General features: G+C 55.4%; 19 protein-coding genes. 8 read left to right on the top strand and 11 right to left on the bottom strand.

Annotation, left to right across the window (positions count from 1 at the left end):
* Nucleotides 1–65: 65 nt before the first annotated feature.
* The 5 genes from potG to rlmC are packed head-to-tail and all read left to right on the top strand — an operon-like array spanning nucleotide 66 to nucleotide 4,720.
* Nucleotides 66–1,199: a putrescine ABC transporter ATP-binding subunit PotG gene (gene potG, locus ACLGE8_RS06190; RefSeq protein WP_410997241.1), complete on the top strand. Its 1,134-nt coding sequence runs from the start codon at nucleotides 66–68 to the stop codon at nucleotides 1,197–1,199.
* A gap of 9 nt (nucleotides 1,200–1,208) precedes the next feature.
* Nucleotides 1,209–2,162 (top strand): putrescine ABC transporter permease PotH, encoded by a 954-nt coding sequence (potH, locus tag ACLGE8_RS06185; RefSeq protein WP_410997239.1) that lies wholly within the window; start codon nucleotides 1,209–1,211, stop codon nucleotides 2,160–2,162.
* Nucleotides 2,159–3,004, top strand: coding sequence for a putrescine ABC transporter permease PotI (gene potI, locus ACLGE8_RS06180; protein WP_035894653.1), 846 nt, complete (start codon nucleotides 2,159–2,161; stop codon nucleotides 3,002–3,004). Before potH ends, potI begins: the two co-directional genes overlap by 4 nt.
* A 60-nt stretch (nucleotides 3,005–3,064) precedes the next feature.
* A complete protein-coding gene (locus tag ACLGE8_RS06175) occupies nucleotides 3,065–3,550 on the top strand; it encodes a YbjO family protein (protein WP_333495826.1) in 486 nt (161 codons plus the stop codon).
* 42 nt (nucleotides 3,551–3,592) lie between these two features.
* Entirely contained in the window at nucleotides 3,593–4,720 is a 1,128-nt protein-coding gene (gene rlmC / locus ACLGE8_RS06170; RefSeq protein ID WP_410997237.1) for a 23S rRNA (uracil(747)-C(5))-methyltransferase RlmC, read from the top strand.
* Between the two features lie 93 nt (nucleotides 4,721–4,813).
* On the opposite strand, the gene artJ is transcribed toward rlmC, so the two are convergent.
* The 6 genes from artJ to ACLGE8_RS06140 all read right to left on the bottom strand — a co-directional run bounded on the left by artJ (nucleotide 4,814) and on the right by ACLGE8_RS06140 (nucleotide 9,416).
* Entirely contained in the window at nucleotides 4,814–5,545 is a 732-nt protein-coding gene (artJ, locus tag ACLGE8_RS06165; RefSeq protein ID WP_123651343.1) for an arginine ABC transporter substrate-binding protein ArtJ, read from the bottom strand.
* A 175-nt stretch (nucleotides 5,546–5,720) separates the two neighbouring features.
* Nucleotides 5,721–6,389 (bottom strand): arginine ABC transporter permease ArtM, encoded by a 669-nt coding sequence (artM, locus tag ACLGE8_RS06160; protein ID WP_333495823.1) that lies wholly within the window; start codon nucleotides 6,387–6,389, stop codon nucleotides 5,721–5,723.
* Nucleotides 6,389–7,105 carry an arginine ABC transporter permease ArtQ gene (gene artQ / locus ACLGE8_RS06155; protein WP_035894658.1) on the bottom strand — a complete coding sequence of 239 codons (717 nt, stop codon included), beginning with the start codon at nucleotides 7,103–7,105 and terminating at the stop codon, nucleotides 6,389–6,391. The genes artM and artQ overlap by 1 nt, the downstream gene beginning before the upstream one ends.
* A gap of 6 nt (nucleotides 7,106–7,111) precedes the next feature.
* On the bottom strand, nucleotides 7,112–7,843 hold the full coding sequence (gene artI, locus ACLGE8_RS06150; protein ID WP_220441031.1) for an arginine ABC transporter substrate-binding protein ArtI: 732 nt from the start codon (nucleotides 7,841–7,843) through the stop codon (nucleotides 7,112–7,114).
* A 17-nt stretch (nucleotides 7,844–7,860) separates the two neighbouring features.
* Nucleotides 7,861–8,589: an arginine ABC transporter ATP-binding protein ArtP gene (gene artP, locus ACLGE8_RS06145; protein ID WP_410997234.1), complete on the bottom strand. Its 729-nt coding sequence runs from the start codon at nucleotides 8,587–8,589 to the stop codon at nucleotides 7,861–7,863.
* A gap of 311 nt (nucleotides 8,590–8,900) precedes the next feature.
* On the bottom strand, nucleotides 8,901–9,416 hold the full coding sequence (locus ACLGE8_RS06140) for a lipoprotein (RefSeq protein WP_410997232.1): 516 nt from the start codon (nucleotides 9,414–9,416) through the stop codon (nucleotides 8,901–8,903).
* 228 nt (nucleotides 9,417–9,644) lie between these two features.
* Between ACLGE8_RS06140 and ACLGE8_RS06135 the strand changes: the two genes are divergently transcribed.
* Both ACLGE8_RS06135 and ACLGE8_RS06130 read left to right on the top strand, forming a co-directional pair.
* Nucleotides 9,645–9,968 carry a heavy metal-binding domain-containing protein gene (locus ACLGE8_RS06135; RefSeq protein ID WP_151412805.1) on the top strand — a complete coding sequence of 108 codons (324 nt, stop codon included), beginning with the start codon at nucleotides 9,645–9,647 and terminating at the stop codon, nucleotides 9,966–9,968.
* Nucleotides 9,965–10,801 (top strand): N-acetylmuramoyl-L-alanine amidase, encoded by an 837-nt coding sequence (locus tag ACLGE8_RS06130; RefSeq protein WP_410997230.1) that lies wholly within the window; start codon nucleotides 9,965–9,967, stop codon nucleotides 10,799–10,801. The genes ACLGE8_RS06135 and ACLGE8_RS06130 overlap by 4 nt, the downstream gene beginning before the upstream one ends.
* A gap of 3 nt (nucleotides 10,802–10,804) precedes the next feature.
* Here ACLGE8_RS06130 and ACLGE8_RS06125 read toward each other — a convergent pair whose 3' ends face one another.
* From ACLGE8_RS06125 to poxB, 4 genes are all read right to left on the bottom strand, one after another.
* On the bottom strand, nucleotides 10,805–11,818 hold the full coding sequence (locus ACLGE8_RS06125) for an NAD-dependent epimerase/dehydratase family protein (RefSeq protein ID WP_410997228.1): 1,014 nt from the start codon (nucleotides 11,816–11,818) through the stop codon (nucleotides 10,805–10,807).
* 87 nt (nucleotides 11,819–11,905) lie between these two features.
* Nucleotides 11,906–13,348 carry a DUF2867 domain-containing protein gene (locus ACLGE8_RS06120; RefSeq protein WP_410997226.1) on the bottom strand — a complete coding sequence of 481 codons (1,443 nt, stop codon included), beginning with the start codon at nucleotides 13,346–13,348 and terminating at the stop codon, nucleotides 11,906–11,908.
* Between the two features lie 10 nt (nucleotides 13,349–13,358).
* Entirely contained in the window at nucleotides 13,359–14,360 is a 1,002-nt protein-coding gene (gene ltaE / locus ACLGE8_RS06115) for a low-specificity L-threonine aldolase (RefSeq protein ID WP_410997224.1), read from the bottom strand.
* A 37-nt stretch (nucleotides 14,361–14,397) separates the two neighbouring features.
* The gene (gene poxB, locus ACLGE8_RS06110; RefSeq protein WP_410997222.1) at nucleotides 14,398–16,116 is read right to left on the bottom strand and encodes a ubiquinone-dependent pyruvate dehydrogenase; all 1,719 of its coding nucleotides are present in this window, start codon (nucleotides 16,114–16,116) and stop codon (nucleotides 14,398–14,400) included.
* Between the two features lie 152 nt (nucleotides 16,117–16,268).
* Here poxB and ACLGE8_RS06105 point away from each other — a divergent pair, with 152 nt between their 5' ends.
* Nucleotides 16,269–16,703: a DoxX family protein gene (locus tag ACLGE8_RS06105; RefSeq protein WP_410997221.1), complete on the top strand. Its 435-nt coding sequence runs from the start codon at nucleotides 16,269–16,271 to the stop codon at nucleotides 16,701–16,703.
* A 59-nt stretch (nucleotides 16,704–16,762) separates the two neighbouring features.
* On the opposite strand, the gene ACLGE8_RS06100 is transcribed toward ACLGE8_RS06105, so the two are convergent.
* Nucleotides 16,763–18,379, bottom strand: coding sequence for an FAD-NAD(P)-binding protein (locus ACLGE8_RS06100; protein WP_410997219.1), 1,617 nt, complete (start codon nucleotides 18,377–18,379; stop codon nucleotides 16,763–16,765).
* Nucleotides 18,380–18,746 lie beyond the last annotated feature (367 nt).

Below are 18,746 nucleotides of genomic sequence, written 5' to 3'. Positions count from 1 at the left end.
GTGTCCAGGGGTTGATATGACAACCGGGTCATATCGATATTTGTATTTTGCCGGAGAGCACCAGATTGAACGACGCTATTCCCCGCCCACAGGCGAAAATCCGCAAAGCGCTCACCCCGCTGCTGGAAATCCGTAATCTGACCAAATCCTTCGACGGCCAGCACGCCGTAGACGACGTTAACCTCACCATCTATAAAGGCGAAATTTTTGCGCTGTTAGGGGCTTCCGGCTGCGGAAAGTCGACCCTGTTGCGTATGCTGGCGGGCTTTGAACAACCCACCGCCGGGCAGATTATGCTGGACGGCGTGGACCTGGCGCACGTGCCGCCTTATCTGCGCCCGATCAACATGATGTTCCAGTCCTACGCGCTGTTCCCGCATATGACCGTGGAGCAGAACATCGCTTTCGGCCTCAAGCAGGACAAGCTGCCGAAAGCGGAAATTACCGCTCGCGTTGCCGAGATGCTGGCGCTGGTGCACATGCAGGAATTTGCCAGGCGCAAACCGCACCAGCTTTCCGGCGGTCAGCGTCAGCGTGTGGCGTTGGCACGCAGCCTGGCGAAACGCCCGAAACTGCTGTTGCTGGATGAACCGATGGGTGCGCTGGATAAAAAACTGCGTGACCGCATGCAGCTGGAAGTGGTCGATATTCTGGAACGCGTCGGCGTGACCTGCGTGATGGTGACCCACGACCAGGAAGAGGCGATGACCATGGCCGGGCGTATCGCCATTATGAACCGCGGTAAGTTCGTGCAGATTGGCGAGCCGGAAGAGATTTACGAGCACCCGACCACGCGCTACAGCGCCGAGTTTATCGGCTCGGTCAACGTTTTCGAGGGACTGCTGAAGTCGCGCGAGGACGATGGCCTGGTGATTGACTCTCCGGGACTGGTTCACCCGCTGAAAGTGGATCCGGACGCCTCGGTGGTCGATAACGTGCCGGTGTACGTTGCGCTGCGCCCGGAAAAAATCATGCTCTGCGAAGAGCCGCCTGCGGACGGTTATAACTTTGCCGTCGGCGAAGTGGTGCATATTGCCTATCTGGGCGATCTCTCCATTTACCACGTGCGGCTCAAAAGCGGGCAGATGATCAGCGCCCAGTTGCAGAACGCCCATCGCTATCAGAAAGGATTACCAACCTGGGGTGACGAGGTGCGTCTGTGCTGGGATGCCGATAGCTGCGTGGTGTTGACGGTTTAAGGAGGGGCTATGAGTACGTTTGAACCACCGGCCCGTTCGCGCAAACCGGGCGGCTTCGTCCTGTGGCTGGCGCGCATCAATATGAAGCACGGGCGCAAGCTGGTTATCGCCATGCCGTATGTGTGGCTGATCCTGCTGTTTCTGCTGCCGTTCCTGATTGTTTTCAAAATCAGCCTGGCGGAGATGGCGCGCGCGATCCCGCCGTATACCGATCTGATGGAGTGGGCCGACGGTCAGCTCACCATTGCGCTGAACTTCGGTAATTTCCTGCAGCTCACCGACGATCCACTCTACTTTGAGGCCTATCTGCAATCGCTGCAGGTGGCGGGGATCTCGACGATCTGTTGTCTGCTGCTTGGTTACCCATTGGCGTGGGCGGTAGCGCACAGCAAACCATCAACGCGCAATATTCTGCTGCTGTTGGTGATCCTGCCATCGTGGACCTCGTTCTTAATCCGCGTTTATGCGTGGATGGGGATCCTGAAAAATAACGGCATTCTGAATAACTTTCTGATGTGGTTAGGCGTTATCGATCAACCGCTGACGATTCTGCACACCAACCTGGCGGTCTATATCGGTATTGTCTATGCCTATCTGCCGTTTATGGTGCTGCCTATCTATACCGCGCTGACACGCATCGACTATTCGCTGGTGGAAGCCTCGCTGGACCTGGGCGCTCGCCCGCTGAAAACCTTCTTCAGCGTGATTGTGCCGCTCACTAAAGGCGGGATTATCGCCGGGTCGATGCTGGTATTTATCCCGGCGGTCGGGGAGTTTGTGATCCCGGAACTGCTCGGCGGCCCGGACAGCATTATGATTGGCCGCGTGCTGTGGCAGGAGTTCTTTAACAACCGCGACTGGCCGGTGGCTTCGGCGGTGGCCATTGTAATGCTATTGCTGCTGATCGTGCCGATCATGTGGTTCCATAAGCATCAGCAAAAACAGATAGGAGACCACGGATGAACAACCTGCCTGTCGTAAGATCGCCGTGGCGCATTCTGATCCTGGTGATTGGTTTTACCTTCCTCTATGCGCCGATGCTGATGCTGGTGGTTTACTCGTTTAACAGTTCGAAGCTGGTCACCGTTTGGGCGGGCTGGTCGACGCGCTGGTACGGCGAACTGTTCCGCGATGATGCGATGATGAGCGCCGTGGGGCTGAGTTTGACGATTGCGGCCTGCGCGGCAACCATGGCGGCCATCCTCGGCACCATTGCTGCCGTGGTGATGGTGCGCTTTGGCCGTTTCCGCGGGTCCACCGGCTTTGCCTTTATGATAACGGCGCCGCTGGTTATGCCGGACGTCATTACCGGACTGTCGCTGCTGCTGCTGTTTGTGGCGCTGGGTCATGCTATTGGCTGGCCTGCCGACCGTGGCATGCTGACCATCTGGCTGGCGCACGTCACCTTCTGTACGGCTTACGTGGCGGTGGTTATCTCCTCGCGCCTGCGTGAACTTGACCGTTCGATTGAAGAGGCGGCGATGGATCTCGGTGCAACACCGCTGAAGGTCTTTTTCATTATTACGCTACCGATGATCATGCCTGCCGTGGTCTCCGGCTGGCTGCTGGCCTTCACGCTGTCGCTCGACGATCTGGTCATCGCGAGTTTTGTGTCGGGGCCGGGTGCGACAACGCTGCCGATGCTGGTCTTCTCCAGCGTGCGGATGGGGGTGAATCCGGAGATTAACGCCCTGGCGACGCTTATCCTCGGCGTGGTCGGAATTGTCGGATTTATCGCCTGGTATCTGATGGCGCGCGCAGAAAAACAGCGAGTGCGCGATATCCAACGTGCAAGACGCGGATAATCCTCTTAAAATCGATACGGATATGCAGTCGATGCCGCGAACGTTCGCGGCATCGTTTTCATGGAAGGCAATACATTGGATCTGTTTACTCGAAGCCGTTCGCATGCTCGTCTGAATGTCCCTGCTTTGGTGCAGGTGGCGGCGCTCGCCATTATTTTAATCCGCTGTCTCGACCTGATTATGATAATCAACCTGCTCGGGCTGCATGGTATTGGCGAGTTTATTCACCGCAGTGTACAAACCTGGACGCTGACGCTGGTTTTTCTCAGCAGCCTGGTGCTGGTATTTGTGGAGATAGGCTGCGCATTTTCGCTGGTAAAAGGGCGTAACTGGGCGCGCTGGGTCTATCTGTTGACGCAGGTGATTGCGGCCAGCTATCTGTGGGCGGCCTCGCTAGGCTATGGCTATCCTGAGTTGTTCAGCATCGCGGGCGAATCGAAGCGGGAGATCTTCCGCTCGCTGGTAATGCAAAAAATGCCGGATCTGCTGGTTTTATGCCTGCTTTTTCTGCCCGCAGCCTCCCGACGATTTTTCCGCTTACAATAACGGTGATACAATCCACGCCCCCGATTTTCTCAAGGTCTTTTTATGCAGTGCGCACTTTATGATGCCCATCGTTGCCGTTCCTGTCAGTGGATTGAGCAGCCGATAGCCGAGCAACTCGCGGCCAAAATGGCCGATCTCCAGAGTTTGTTGGCGGATTTTCCCGTTAACGCCTGGTGCGCACCGGTATCTGGCCCGGAACAGGGTTTTCGTAATAAAGCCAAAATGGTGGTCAGCGGTAGCGTAGAACGCCCGCTGCTCGGCATGCTGCACCGCGATGGTACGCCGGAAGACTTAACCGACTGCCCGCTTTATCCCGATTCGTTTGTCCCGGTCTTTGCGGCACTGAAGCCGTTTATCGCCCGTGCGGGTTTAACGCCCTACAACGTGGCGCGTAAGCGCGGCGAGCTGAAATATCTGCTGCTCACCGAAAGCCAGCTCGACGGCGGCATGATGCTGCGCTTCGTGCTGCGCTCGGAAGCCAAGCTTGCCCAACTTCGCGCGGCGCTGCCGTCGTTACAGGCGCAACTACCACAGCTGAAGGTGATTACTGCCAATATTCAGCCGGTGCATATGGCGATTATGGAAGGCGAGCAGGAAATCTTCTTTACCGAGCAGCAGGCGCTGGCGGAAAACTTTAACGACGTGCCGCTGTGGATTCGTCCTCAGAGTTTCTTCCAGACCAACCCAACGGTGGCGAGCGCACTGTACGCGACCGCACGCGGCTGGGTGAGGGCGCTGCCGGTTAGCCACATGTGGGATCTGTTCTGTGGCGTCGGCGGTTTTGGTCTGCACTGTGCTACGCCGGAGATGACGCTGACCGGCATCGAAATTGCGCCGGAAGCGATCGCCTGTGCTAAGCAGTCGGCGGCGGCGCTGGGTCTGGACAGGCTTCATTTTCAGGCGCTGGATTCGACGCAGTTTGCTACCGCTCAGGCCGATATTCCGCAGCTGGTGCTGGTTAACCCACCGCGTCGCGGTATTGGTAAGGCGTTGTGTGATTATTTAAGCGAGATGGCACCGGAATTTATTATCTATTCCAGCTGTAATGCGCAGACCATGGCGAAGGATTTTGCGCATCTGACAGGGTATCGCGTGGAGAAGGTACAGCTGTTTGATATGTTCCCGCACACGGCGCATTACGAGGTGTTGACGCTGTTGGTGCGGAGATAGTGATAGTCCCGGCGGCGCTTCGCTTGGCCGGGCTACCAATAAATAACCCGGCTGATGCCGGGTTTTGTCTTTCTGTCGCTCGATAACGGCTGATTACTCAGCAAACCACTTATCGTTAATCTTCTGATAAGTACCGTCAGCTTTAATCGCTTTCAGCGCGCCGTTCAGTTTCTCCAGCAGCGCTTTGTTATCCGGACGTACCGCAATCCCCAAACCGATGCCGAAATACTGCGGGTCGGTCACTTTCTCAGTAGCTGCACCTAACTGCGGGTTGGTTTTCAGCCACTCGTTAACGACCGCGGTATCGCCAAATACGCCGTCGATACGGCCATTTTTCAAGTCGATAATCGCGTTCTGATAGCTGTCATAAGCCACGGTTTTCACTTCCGGGTGCTTATCCATCAGGTATTTCTGGTGGGTGGTTCCGTTTTCCATCCCGATACGTTTGCCTTTCAGATCGTCAAAGGTTTTGAACTCGCCTTTTTTGGCAATGACCAGCGCCGAGTTAGCATAGTAGGCGTCAGTGAAGGCAACCTGTTTGCTACGCTCTGGGGTGATGTCCATACCGGAAATGACCGCGTCGTATTTCTTAAATTTCAGCGCCGGGATCAGACTATCAAACGCATGGTTGGTGAACGTACACTCAGCCTGCATCTGCTTACAGAGCGCGTTAGCCAGATCGATATCAAAGCCGACAATCTGGTTGCTGGCATCCATGGATTCAAACGGCGGGTAGGTGGCGGAAACGCCAAAGCTGATTTTATCTGCGGCCTGGGCGCCTGCGGCGACGGTGGCAAGTAAGGCGGCCAATACTAATTTTTTCATGGATGAGCTCCTGTCTGTCTCGCTTATTGGGTGCTGCCCTGCGTGTGGCATGGAGCTACAATGCCACTGTGTGAATTTATATGCAATATATTTGATTAAATATTTTATTGTTTGCAAAAAAAAACGGACAGGCCAATGGCTTATCCGTTTTTTACAAACGCAGTTTATGCAGAAACTAGTCGCGGTGCTCGAAGGCCAACGCTTTGCGCTCGATTAAACGCATCATCAGCGTTAGCAGGCCGTTAACGACCAGATAAACCAGCCCGGCAGCGCCGAAGACCATCACGTCGTAGGTGCGCCCGTAGAGCAACTGACCGTGGCCCATCACTTCCATCAGCGTGATGGTATAGGCGAGAGACGTACTCTTGAATACCAGCACCACTTCGTTGGAGTAGGATGAGAGCGCACGTTTAAACGCATACGGCAGCAAAATAGCCAGCGTATCTTTCTTACTCATCCCCAGCGCATTACAGGACTGCCACTGGCCTTCCGGAATGGCGCGAATCGCCCCGAAGAACAGTTGGGTGGTGTAGGCAGCACTGTTCAGCGACAGCGCAATCAGTGCGCACAGCCACGGCTCAGAGAGCAGGTGCCACAGTACCGGGTAGTTCTGCAGCGTCGGGAACTGCCCCGGGCCGTAGTAGATAAGAAAGATTTGCACCAGCAGCGGCGTACCGGTGAACAGCGTAATGTAGCCGCGAACCAGCCATACCAGCACCGGCGTTTTCAGCGTCAGGATGATGGTGAAAATCAGCGCCAGCACCAGCGCCACTACGATGGAGGCAACGGTCAGCGTCAGGCTGGTGTGCAGCCCTTTCATCAGTTCCGGTAAATACTCGAGCATCAGCCTGGTCTCCGTTCAAAGCGAGTGGTACGCAGGTCAATGCGTTTGAGAATGTACTGGCTGAGCAGGGTAATCACTAAGTAGATAGCTGCCGCCACTATATACCAGGTAAACGGCTCCTGAGTGCGGGTGGCAATGCTCTTGGTTTGCAGCATCAGATCGTTCACGCTAATCAGCGACACCAGCGCGGTGTCTTTCAGCAGCACCAGCCACTGGTTGCCAAGACCCGGCAGCGCGTGACGCCACATCTGCGGCATGACCAGTCGGAAGAAGATAGCGCTTTTCGACATCCCCAGTGCCTGGCCGGATTCCCACTGACCCGCTGGTACCGCTTTTAACGCGCCGCGTAGGGTCTGCGAAGCGTAAGCCGAGTAGAGCAGGGAGAGGGCAATCACGCCGCACAGGAACGGGCTGACGTCGAAGTTTTCGATCTGCATCTGTACCGGAATCTGTACGAAGCCGAGGTTGATGTTAAAACCGTCGGACAGCGTCAGCAGCAGCTGCGAAGAGCCGAAGTAGATAAACAGCACTACCAGGATTTCCGGCAGGCCGCGCAGCACGGTCACCAGCGCGGAGCCGAGCCATGCGATAGGGCGCCATTTAACTGACTCCCATACCGCAAAGAACATCGCCAGCGCGAGGCCGATTATCAGTGCACAAACGGCAAGGCCGACGGTCATGCCGGCGGCGCTTGCTAAAGGAAACATTTCGTTCATCAAGTCTTACTTCTGGAACCATTTAGCGTAGATGGTTTGGTAGGTACCGTCTTTCTTCACTTTTTCCAGCGCAGCGTTGAATTTCTGCTGCAGCTCGGTGTTGCCCTGACGGACTGCAATACCCAGGCCGGTGCCGAAGTAGTCTTTATCGGTCACTTTATCGCCGACTGCCGCCAGCTTATCGTTGGCTTTCAGCCATTCGGTAACCACGGCGGTATCACCGAAGACCGCATCAATACGGCCATTCTGCAGATCCAGCTTAGCGTTCTGGTAGCTATCGTAAGGAACGGTGGTGATTTCCGGGTGTTTATCCATGATGAATTTCTGGTGCGTGGTGCCGTTCTGCACGCCCACTTTTTTGCCTTTCAGCTGGTCAACGCCGGTGAACTTGCCTTTCACGCCGATAAACAGGGCGGAGTTATCGTAGTACGGGGTGGTGAACAGCACCTGTTTTTCACGTTCTGGAGTGATATCCATACCGGCCATCACCGCGTCAATACGGCGGAATTTCAGGCTAGGGATCAGGCTATCGAAAGACTGGTTGCTGAAGGTACAGGTCGCATCGATCTCTTTACACAGGGCGTTCGCCAGATCCACGTCGAAGCCGACGATCTTATTGTTGGCATCCATGGATTCAAACGGAGGGTAAGAAGCTTCGGTCGCGAAACGAATGGTTTGAGCGGCGGCAGCGGAGAGGCTGACGCTAGCAAGCAGCGCGGCAATCAGTACTTTTTTCATCGTCATTGTCCTGAATCTCAGTGAGAAAGATAACTTCTAAATTCATCAGTCTGTGGGCTGTTAAAGCAGCTTGCATCGCCTTGTTCGACGATATAACCGTTTTCCATGTACACCACACGGCTGGCCGTTTTACGCGCCACTTCCACTTCGTGGGTGACGATAACCTGGGTAATGTTGGTTTCAGCCAGTTCGTGAATAATGCTGACGATCTGGGCGGTGATTTCCGGGTCAAGCGCGGCGGTCGGTTCATCAAACAGCAGAACCTGCGGCTCCATCATCAGCGCACGGGCAATCGCCACGCGCTGCTGCTGGCCACCGGAAAGGTGCAGTGGATAGCGATCGCTAAACGGCTTGAGGCGTAAACGTTCCAGCAGTTTTTCCGCACGCGCCATGGCCTGCTCTTTGCTTAAGCCCAGCACGCGGCACGGTGCTTCAATCAGGTTTTGTACTACCGTCAGATGGGGCCAGAGATTGTACTGCTGGAAGACCATGCCGACGTTTTGACGCAGTTCGCGAATCGCTTTGTCTGACGGGGTCTTAGCAAAATCGAAATGGTTACCCGCAATCGCCAGAGTGCCTGATTTCGGCATTTCCAGCAGATTCAGCACGCGCAGGAGTGAGCTTTTACCAGCGCCACTTGGGCCAAGCAGTACCAGCGTTTCGCCCTCAGGGCATTGCAGCGTGATGTCGAACAGCGCCTGATGCGCGCCATAAAAGCAGTTAATGCCGTCTAATTTAATGCTCATTGATACCCGTCACGAATGTGTTGTTCTCGCCCTGGAAAGGCCAGGTGCATGCTCTGCTGTCGTTTTTGGATTTCTCCGCTGAAGGTATCAGCCCATAGAGAATTATCAGCAATTGAGGCCGCAAATAGTACCTTTGACAGAATAGTTATGCAATATTTGTGCGTTAAAACTTAAATATAAACCAACTTTTCTTTTAAAGTTAGCACAAAATAACGGTCGGGGTGGGCGCGGGGTATAAATGTCGGCATTCCAGAAGGAATGCCAGACATTTTGCCGGAATAAGGCGTTTGGCAGAATTACGTTACAATTTATTAACGTTTCTCAAGAGATTGGCGTAATGTGCCCGCCGGAGCATGGGTGTTGTTGCCGAGATAGCGCACGTCATCCACGGCCCAGCAGTTACCCTCACGAATCATCAGAACTTCATCTTTCCAGCTCTGGGTTCCCTGTTTTAAATCCACACGCAGCGGAATGTTGCGGGCATCGGTATTCGGGATGGTGGAAGCGCTGGCAACATCGGCGCTGTCAGGCGCGCCTGCGCTGCTGGAGAACAGGTTAGATTGCAGCAGTGAACGTTTGTCTGGGTCCTGGCTGCTGTCGCTCAGGAGTTTTGCCAGACCGTCGCTCAGGTAAGGGCGAAGGGCGGTAAAGTCGGTACTGCGTTGCTGTTTTTGTGCGTCGTAAAACTTCTGCGCCACGGCGTCCGGGCCGCCCTCTACGCACTGTCCCACGCGGGTTCCGGTATCTTTATAGGCCGGCGTTACGGTGGTACAAGCGCTCAGCAGGAGTGCTGCAGGAAGAAGAAGTGCAAGGTTGGTGTAACGCATAGTGATTCCTTGTTAGCTGTCTCAACATTCATCGCCCATATGCCGCCATGCAGCGGGCGCGATTTATGTATACCCGTCATACTTCAAGTTGCATGCGCGTTGGCTGCACTCGAATTATTTAGGGTATATACAATAATGAAGTAATCCCTTTTCAAGCATAGCGTATCGGTCCGATAATGCGTTTAGCGCAGAGAGCTAAGGCATTGAACGTTAACGAAGGAGTAGTCCATGCAATTTTCTACGACCCCCACCCTCGAAGGGCAACCCATTACTGAATACTGCGGCGTGGTAACGGGAGAGGCGATTCTCGGGGCCAATATTTTCCGCGATTTTTTTGCCGGCATTCGTGACATCGTTGGCGGCCGCTCCGGCGCTTACGAAAAAGAGCTGCGCAAGGCGCGTGAAATTGCTTTTAAGGAGTTGGGCGAGCAGGCCAAAGCGCTGGGCGCTGATGCGGTTGTCGGGATTGATATTGATTATGAAACCGTGGGCAAAGACAGCAGTATGCTAATGGTCAGCGTGAGCGGTACGGCGGTCAAAACGCGCCGATGAAACGTTTACTCACCGTGGTGATGCTGGCGATGGTGCTGGCGGGGTGTGCCGGGGAAGATAAAAAGGCCGTCGTTGAAAAGCAGGATTATGTGCTGGATACCAGCCAGGCATCGCCGCAGGCGTATCCGCGCGTTAAAGAACTGGTGATTCACTATACGGCGGATGATTTTGACGTCTCTCTGGCGACGTTAGTTGGCCAGCAGGTGAGCGTGCATTATCTCATTCCAGCGGTACCGCCGCTGCTGCACGGCAAGCCGAAAATCTGGCAGCTGGTGCCGGAGTCGAAGCTCGCCTGGCATGCGGGAATCAGCTTCTGGCGCGGTGCAACGCGCATCAACGATACCTCTATCGGTATTGAACTGGAGAACCGCGGCTGGCAGAAAGCCGACGGCGCGAAGTTCTTTACGCCGTTTGAACCGGCACAGATTCAGGCGCTGGTCCCGCTGGCGAAAGATATCATCAAGCGCTACAACATTGAGCCGCAAAACGTGGTTGCCCATTCGGACATAGCACCGCAGCGTAAAGACGATCCAGGGCCGCTGTTCCCATGGAAGTCGCTGGCACAGCAAGGGATTGGCGCATGGCCGGATGAAAATCGGGTGGCGTTCTACCTGAACGGACGTGCACCTAACGCGCCGGTAGCGACCAATAATCTGCTCGATCTGCTGGGGCGATATGGCTACGAGGTGAGGCCAGGGATGACCAGAATGCAGCAAATCAGGGTCATTGCTGCTTTCCAGATGCACTTCCGCCCGACACGCTATGATGGCGTTGCCGATGCGGAAAGTCTGGCGATTGTCGAGGCGTTGTTGGAGAAATACGGCCAGGGTTAAGCCCTAGCGGGGCAGCTTACCGTGATCTTCCAACCAGGCGGCGGTACGGATAATACCGTCGTCGAGCGAGACGATGGGCTCATAGCCCAGCTCTTCGCGGGCGCGGCTGATATCCAGCGTAAAATCGAAGTTCAGCTTTGAGACACCGTAGTGTGTCAGCGAAGGCTCTTTCGCTTTTTTATCACCAAAGCGCTCCATGCTGCGGGCGATCATGTCCAGCATTGGATAAGGCACCGAACGAATCCGGCAGGGAATATCCAGCTCGTCAATCAAACGCTCTACGATGCTGCGTAGGGTGCGCGGCTCGCCGTTGGTGATGTTGTAAGCGCGGCCGGAAGGCAGGTTGTCACAGCGCGGCTGGCTGGCAAGCCACATCGCGTGGACCGCATTTTCGTAGTAGGTCATATCGACCATTGCATGACCGCCACGCGGCAACAGTACGCTGCCGTAATGGTGCATCATCTGCGCCAGGCGCGGAATAAAGACTTTATCGTGCGGCCCGAAAACGCTCTGCGGACGCAGAATCGTGAAGCGGGTATTCGGGTTGGCCTGCGCCAGCAGCTGAATCACCTCTTCGCTGGCCGCTTTGCTGCGGGCAAACTCGTTGGCAAAACGGTGTGGGCGGAAATCTTCGGTGATGTCGCGGTGATGATGGTAATCAAAATACAGCGACGGCGAAGAGATGTGGATGAAGTTGCGTACGCCCCACGCCACGGCCCATTCGCCTAAGCGGCGAGTGGCACGAACGTTGGCTAAGTCGAAGGCCGCTTGGGTGCCCCACGGCGAGGTAAAGCTGGAACAGTGCCACAGCGTATCGACGCCGGCCAGCATCACTTTGGCCTGGGAGGAAACCAGCTCGGTCAGGTCAGCATGGACGAACTCCGCGCCCATTTTTTCCAGCAGCTTGCCCATCGCTTCGTTGCGACCGCTCGCTCTGACGCTGATGCCTCTGCTACGCAGATATTCAACCGCGTTTCTGCCTAACCCGCTGGTGGCGCCGGTGACCAGTACCTTCATAATCATCCACAGTGTTAAAAAAGTTTTTCGTGCGCATTCTTCCGTTTATTTCACTCGTATGCAATGGGAAACTAAGACGAAAAAGGGTTATTGCGCACTTTTTCCTGTCGCTTCTTCTGCCAGACGGGTGATACGCCGCGCCATTCCCCGGAAGATGAACAGATGTGCCGGGATCATCAACAGCCAGTACAGTAATCCTGGCATACCGTGAGGATGCCACCAGGCGCGAACGTCTAATTCCCGGTGCGTGCCTTTATCGACCATGGTAAAGCTCAGGCGACCAAGGCCCGGCGCTTTCATACCAAACAGTAAGGTTAGTGCTTTTTCCGGCTCCACGATAATTACCTTCCAGCTGTCGACGGTATCACCTACCTGTAGCATTTCTTGCTGCGGACGACCTTTGGCGAGACGATGGCCGACCAGCAGATCCATCGCCGCACGCGTTTTCCACAGCACGTTTCCAAAGAAATAGCCCTCTTTACCACCCAGACGATTGACTACCTGCCACAGGGCGGAGAGGCTCGCGGAAGTCTGTACGGTAAAGCCGGCTTGCTTGGCAAAAAAACCGTACTCAGGGCGCCAGCGGGCAAAGGCCTGCGCGTCGTAACCCCAGTCGCTGGAGTTGGCGAGTTTTTTCTCCTCTTCCAGCGTGCGGCGCACTGCTTCGTCAAAGGGGATCAACTGCTGCGGGATCAGCGCTCGCAGCGTGCGATCGTCCGCTAGCAGATCGTGCTTTAGTCCCTGGATCAGCGCTTTGGCGATCGTCGGCGGCACGGAGGTAATCACGTTTAAGAACCACACCGAGATCCAGCTGGTGGGCAGGGGGATCGGGATAAGCGGGCGATGGCGGCCGCTGACCGCCATAAAATGTTCAAACTGCTGCTGATAGGTCAACTCCTCCGGGCCCGCCGCTTCGAACACGCGGTGCTCCGGTGAAGGATGGTTTAAGAGTTCGACCAGGTAGACCAGCAGGTTTTCCAGCGCGATGGGCGTGGTGCGCGAACGTACCCAGCGCGGGGGGGTAAGTACCGGCAGGTTGTACACCATGTCGCGCATCACCTCAAAAGCGGCTGAACCTGCACCAACGATGATTCCGGCACGTAGTTCGCTCACCGGTACCCCTGCGCTGCGCAATATATCGGCGGTGAGCTGACGGGCGCGCAGATGCGGCGACTGTTCGTGCTCTGGTGCCTGGAGGGAGCTTAAGAAGATCAGCTGTTTAACCGGGGTAATCAGCAGCGCGTCGCGTACGTTTTCCGCCACCCGGCGTTCGTGCTTAATAAAATCTTTGCTCTCGCCCATACCGTGCACCAGATAGTAGACGGTATCTACCCCATTGAGGAGCCGGGCAATATCGGTGGTTTTTTCCAGATCGACCGAGTAACAGGTCACGCCAGCAAGCTGTAATTTTTGCAGCCGCTCAATGCGACGTGCCACTGCCCGCACGGTATATCCGCGCTGGCTTAATTCAGACACCAGGTGCTGGCCGATATAGCCGCTGGCACCAAAAACCAGAATAGTACGTGACACGTCGTGCTCCTTAGCGGGCTAAAAAGGCTTTCCAGTGGGCAACCACTTCCGTGAGCTGCTGACGGTTGACGTCCAGATGCATCACCAGGCGCACGATAGGTGAGGCGTTAATCAATACGCCGCGTTCCTTCATAAACTCACCCAGCGCGGCTGCGTGAGCGTCACCGACGCGCACAAACAGCATATTGGTATCGTGGCGCATCACATCCGCGCCAATCTCACGGAGCTGTTCGGCAAGCCATGCGGCGTTGTCGTGGTCATCCTGCAGGCGAGCGACGTTGTTTTTCAGCGCATACAGCCCGGCTGCTGCCAGAATGCCCGCCTGGCGCATGCCGCCGCCGGTCATTTTGCGCCAGCGATTTGCGCGCTTGATGTAGTCGTGACTGCCGACCAGCAGCGAACCAATCGGTGTGCCGAGGCCTTTAGAGAGGCAGATGGTGAAAGAGTCGCAGTACTGGGTAATCTCTTTAAGCTCGCAGCCATAGCTGACCAGGGCGTTGAAGATACGTGCGCCGTCCACGTGCAGCGCCAGACCGCGCTCACGGGTAAATTCCCAAGCGTCTTTCAGGTACGCCTGTGGCAGCACTTTGCCGTTGTGGGTGTTTTCGATGCTCAGCAGCTTAGTGCGCGCGAAGTGGATATCGTCGGCTTTGATTTTCGCCGCCACTTTATCGAGCGGCAGGGTGCCATCCGAGGCGGCATCAATCGGCTGCGGCTGAATGCTGCCCAGCACCGCTGCACCACCGGCCTCATACAGATAGTTATGCGCGCCCTGGCCGACAATATACTCTTCGCCACGCTCGCAGTGGCTCAGCAGGGCCACCAGGTTGGCTTGGGTACCGGTAGGTAAGAAAAGCGCCGCCTCTTTACCAGACAGCTCGGCGGCGTATTGTTGGAGGGCGTTGACGGTAGGGTCGTCGCCATAAACATCATCGCCGACCGGCGCGGCCATCATCTCTTCTAGCATGGCGCGCGTCGGGCGGGTTACGGTATCACTGCGTAGGTCGATCACGGCATTTCCTTTTTAACTCAGAATAATGCCTCCATTTTTACCTGAGCCAGTTGGTTTTCGCCAGTTCGATTACTTCATCACCCCGGCCGCTGATAATGGCGCGCAGCATATACAGGCTGAAGCCTTTGGCCTGCTCAAGCTTAACCTGCGGTGGGATCGCCAGCTCTTCTTTTGCCACCACCACGTCAACCAGCACCGGGCCGTCAATGCTGAAGGCGCGTTGCAGGGCCTCATCGAGGTCAGCGGATTTCTCGACGCGGATGCCGGTTATCCCGCAGGCTTCAGCAATACGCGCAAAGTTGGTGTCGCCAAGCTCTGTGCCATCGGTCAGATAGCCTCCGGCTTTCATCTCCATCGCCACAAAGCCCAGTATGCTGTTGTTAAAGACCACGATTTTCACCGGCAACTTCATTTGTACGACCGAGAGAAAATCGCCCATCAGCATGCTGAAGCCGCCGTCGCCGCACATCGCCACCACCTGGCGTCCGGGTTCCGTGGCCTGCGCACCCAACGCTTGCGGCATCGCGTTAGCCATGGAGCCGTGGTTAAACGAACCAAGAAGGCGGCGCTTACCGTTCATTTGCAGGTAGCGGGCGGCCCATACGGTTGGTGTGCCTACGTCGCAGGTAAAGATGGCATCTTCGCTGGCGAAGCGGCTAATTTGCTGTGCCAGATACTGTGGGTGGATGACCTTATCGCTCGGTTTGGCTAAATCGTCTAATCCTTTGCGCGCGCTGCGGTAGTGTTCCAGCGCTTTATCGAGGAAGCTTCGATCGCTTTTCTCTTCTAACAGCGGCAGCAGCGCCGCCAGCGTGGCTTTCACATCACCGACCAGCGCCATATCCACTTTGCTGTGTGCGCCGATGCTGGCAGGGTTAATGTCTATCTGGATGATAGTGCTTTCGGTCGGGTAGAACGGGCGATAGGGGAACTGAGTGCCGAGCAGGATGAGCGTTTCGGCGTTCATCATGGCGTGGAAACCGGAGGAGAAACCGATAAGCCCGGTCATCCCGACATCATATGGGTTGTCATATTCCACGTGTTCTTTACCGCGCAGCGCATGCACGATAGGGGATTTTATTTTTTCCGCGAAAGCGGTGAGCTCGGCGTGTGCACCTGCACAACCGCTGCCGCACAGCAGGGTGATATTACGCGAAGACTTGAGCTTCTCGGCAAGCGTCTCCAGCTCGCTTTGTGGTGGAGTAACAATAGGATGCGGCGCAGGATACCAGTTTGTGCTGGCGCTCTCTGGCGCGGCCTTCAGCGCAACGTCGCCCGGTAGAACCACCACGGATACACCTCGGTTGAGTACTGCTTTACGCATCGCAATGGCCAGTACCTGTGGGATCTGTTCAGGTGTAGACACCAGCTCACAGTAGTGGCTGCATTCGCGGAACAGCTCCTGTGGATGGGTTTCCTGGAAATAGCCGCTGCCGATTTCACTCGACGGGATATGTGCGGCAATAGCAAGCACTGGAACATGGTTGCGGTGGCAGTCAAAAAGCCCGTTAATCAGGTGCAGGTTTCCCGGCCCGCAGGAACCGGCGCATACCGCCAGTTCGCCCGTGAGTTGCGCTTCAGCGCCCGCGGCGAAGGCGGCCACCTCTTCATGTCGTGTCGGCATCCACGCAATGGTGCCCATTCGGTTCAGGCTGTCGCTAAGGCCGTTGAGCGAATCGCCCGTCACGCCCCAGATTCGTTTCACTCCAGCTTGTTCTAATGTTTTCGCAATGTAGTTGGCTACGGTTTGTTTCATGGTTTTCCATCTCCGGAATTGTGATACCGGTTACAAGTTTAGATGAAACCCGTCGTTTCGCTGGAAATATACCCTTATTTTCAGCGGGTATATTTAGTAAATGAGAAGCAGTACCGTAGATATTCTACAGGGATAAACAGGGAAAAATTTAAATGATTCTAAAGTTGCTCCAGGCTGTGAACCGCACGTTGTCGCATGAGGATTTCGGCAAGTTATTACTGCGTCTTGCCGTCGGCGGCCTGATGCTGTTCCACGGGCTGCACAAGCTGTTTGATGGGGTTGACGGGATTAGTGCGATGCTAGTGGCAAAAGGGCTGCCGGGCTTTATCGCCTATGGCGTGCTGGTGGGAGAGGTGGTTGCGCCTATCCTGCTAATCCTCGGCGTGCTAACCCGCCCGGCAGCGCTGGTATTAGCGTTTACGATGGTGGTGGCATGGCTGATGGTCGGGTTGGATAAAACCGTCGCGTTGGATAAAACCGGGGCATGGGCGATTGAAAGCCTGGTGTACTTCTTTGTGGCGGCACTGGCGATTGCGTTTATCGGCGCGGGCAAATATGCGCTGGGCGGGAAATCAGCCTGGCAGTAGTCACCGCTTAAAAACATCAGACAGAGGCGAGTTCGCTCGGCTCTGTCTAAAAAACAACGTTAATCATCTTCATCACTCAACCACCGTTTCTTCCGCCGCCTGACCACCGGTCTCGTCAACGCATTGCTCATTGCTGCGCCAATCTCGGCGCTGACGACCAGGCCCTGAATAAAAGGACGATCGTGCATTAGCCACGGTAGGCTGCCAAACGCTATCCGCCCACGGGCGTTTTCCGGCGCCTGCAGCGTATAATCTTCACCGATATCCGGGATGTCATCACCACAGGCCAGAAGCTGCTCGCGCAACGTGGGGAAAGGGATATCTTTGCTTTTCAACGCCTTTTGCCCACGAGCATCAATAAACACATCAAATTCACGGCACTGATTATTGTGAGAAATAACCGTTTTTTCCCGATCATTCTTGCGTTCATAATCTGCCCCCAGCGCCACTATCTCAATCAGCCCGGCATCGTGCAGCGCCAGTACCCGACGAATGGACTCAGAAGGAATGGCAGCATAGTTATCAATGAACACCCGCGCCAGCCCGCGTTTGAACCGGGCGCGGTCAGCTTCATTGAGATACGGCACGATATCTTCGATAACCTCATGCAGCCGCAGCAGGGTATAGCGCCATGCCACGGTGTGCTGCTGCTGTTTGTTGCGTTCGACTTCCAGCAGATTGAGCCTCGCCCAGTCAAACGGATCGTGGTGGATGCGGTCAGCAAAACAGGCATCGGAGAACGTATCGGCGGTGAGCGTTTCAAGGCTTATTTGCTCGCTCCATTGCGGAGCTGCTTCTTGTAACTGCTTCACGATAAGTTCAAAGATGCGGTCCAGCAGCCCGTTTTGGCCTTGTGCAATAGTGCGCTGAATGGCGTCTTCAGTGGCGACAGTCAGCGGTTCATAGGGGAGAGGGCAGTAAAAATCTGCCTCTGGCAGTACGCCGGTGCGAGACATCAGGGTTAGCTTCAGATTTTGGCTGCCCGGTTTGCGTGTAAAGCGAATTATGCCATCAGTATCAGTAATGAAGCTGCCATGTTGGCACACCACGGCAACCGCCGCGTCGATAGCGCTTAGGGAGGTGCCAAGAATGCCTACCCGACAGGCGTTAATTTGCGCGTCCATCAGGCCGGTCCACGGGCTGGGGAAATATTGACGTGATGACGGATCCGTTTCAGGCCACAGATGGCCGGTGGCGATAGCGGCAAAATCGACATCAACGGGCTGCGATGAGTGGTTTATCCACAGCGAGATCCCTTCCGCGTTCGCGCGCAAATCGGTGACTTCGCTGGATTCATATACGGAAACCTCAAAGCCTAATCCCCGCGCCTTGTCGACGAGGGATAAAAAGCGATCGTGATAATAGTCGCCGAGGAGCACGCGCGGCAAAAACTGTCGCTCGTGGAGGGCGGTACGTTCCACGCCAAATTGCGCGAGGTACTCATCGCTTTGGCTTTGTAGCCACGTCAGATAGGTGATTTCAATGGGTGGGATCTCAATACTGGCGATGTTTGCCAGCATATGTTCAGAGTTGTTTTCGTTGTTGTAGGGCATACCGACGCCCGCCTGTTCGGCTTGCTCATAGAGCAGTATTGCCAGCGGTTCACCACGTTCTACCAACGCATGAAAGGTGTAGATTCCGGTAGGGCCGACGCCGACGATAGCGACTTTTTTCATGGGGTTCCTTTTGACAATCTTGACGGATGGTCGGGTGCATTGATTAGTTGGTGAATGTTAATTGTGGTTGAGAAATTGATGGATGAAATGTTTATGCTCGCCTTTTTTGCGAAGGGGATTACAGATTCGGATTATGGCTGTGTTTCTGTTTGGAAGGGGGGGGCAGGGCCTATCTACGAGTAGCCTGGCTGAGGTGGGTCAGCACTAAGTCCGGGGATGTTCCCGGCGTCACTTCGTTTAGCTGGGCTACCCGAAGGTGCCTTTGTCAGTAATCTGAATCAAGCTATTGGCTGTTTTTTAGCGGGCGGTGTTGATGACGCTTGTCACCGCACGAACAATTCATATCTGCTTTTTGCACACATTGCAG

Source organism: Kluyvera sp. 142486 (assembly GCF_046569695.1).
In the GTDB taxonomy this organism is placed as follows: domain Bacteria; phylum Pseudomonadota; class Gammaproteobacteria; order Enterobacterales; family Enterobacteriaceae; genus Kluyvera.
Note: the sequence above shows the minus strand (reverse complement) of the source record. Positions and strands in the feature narration are given on the sequence as shown.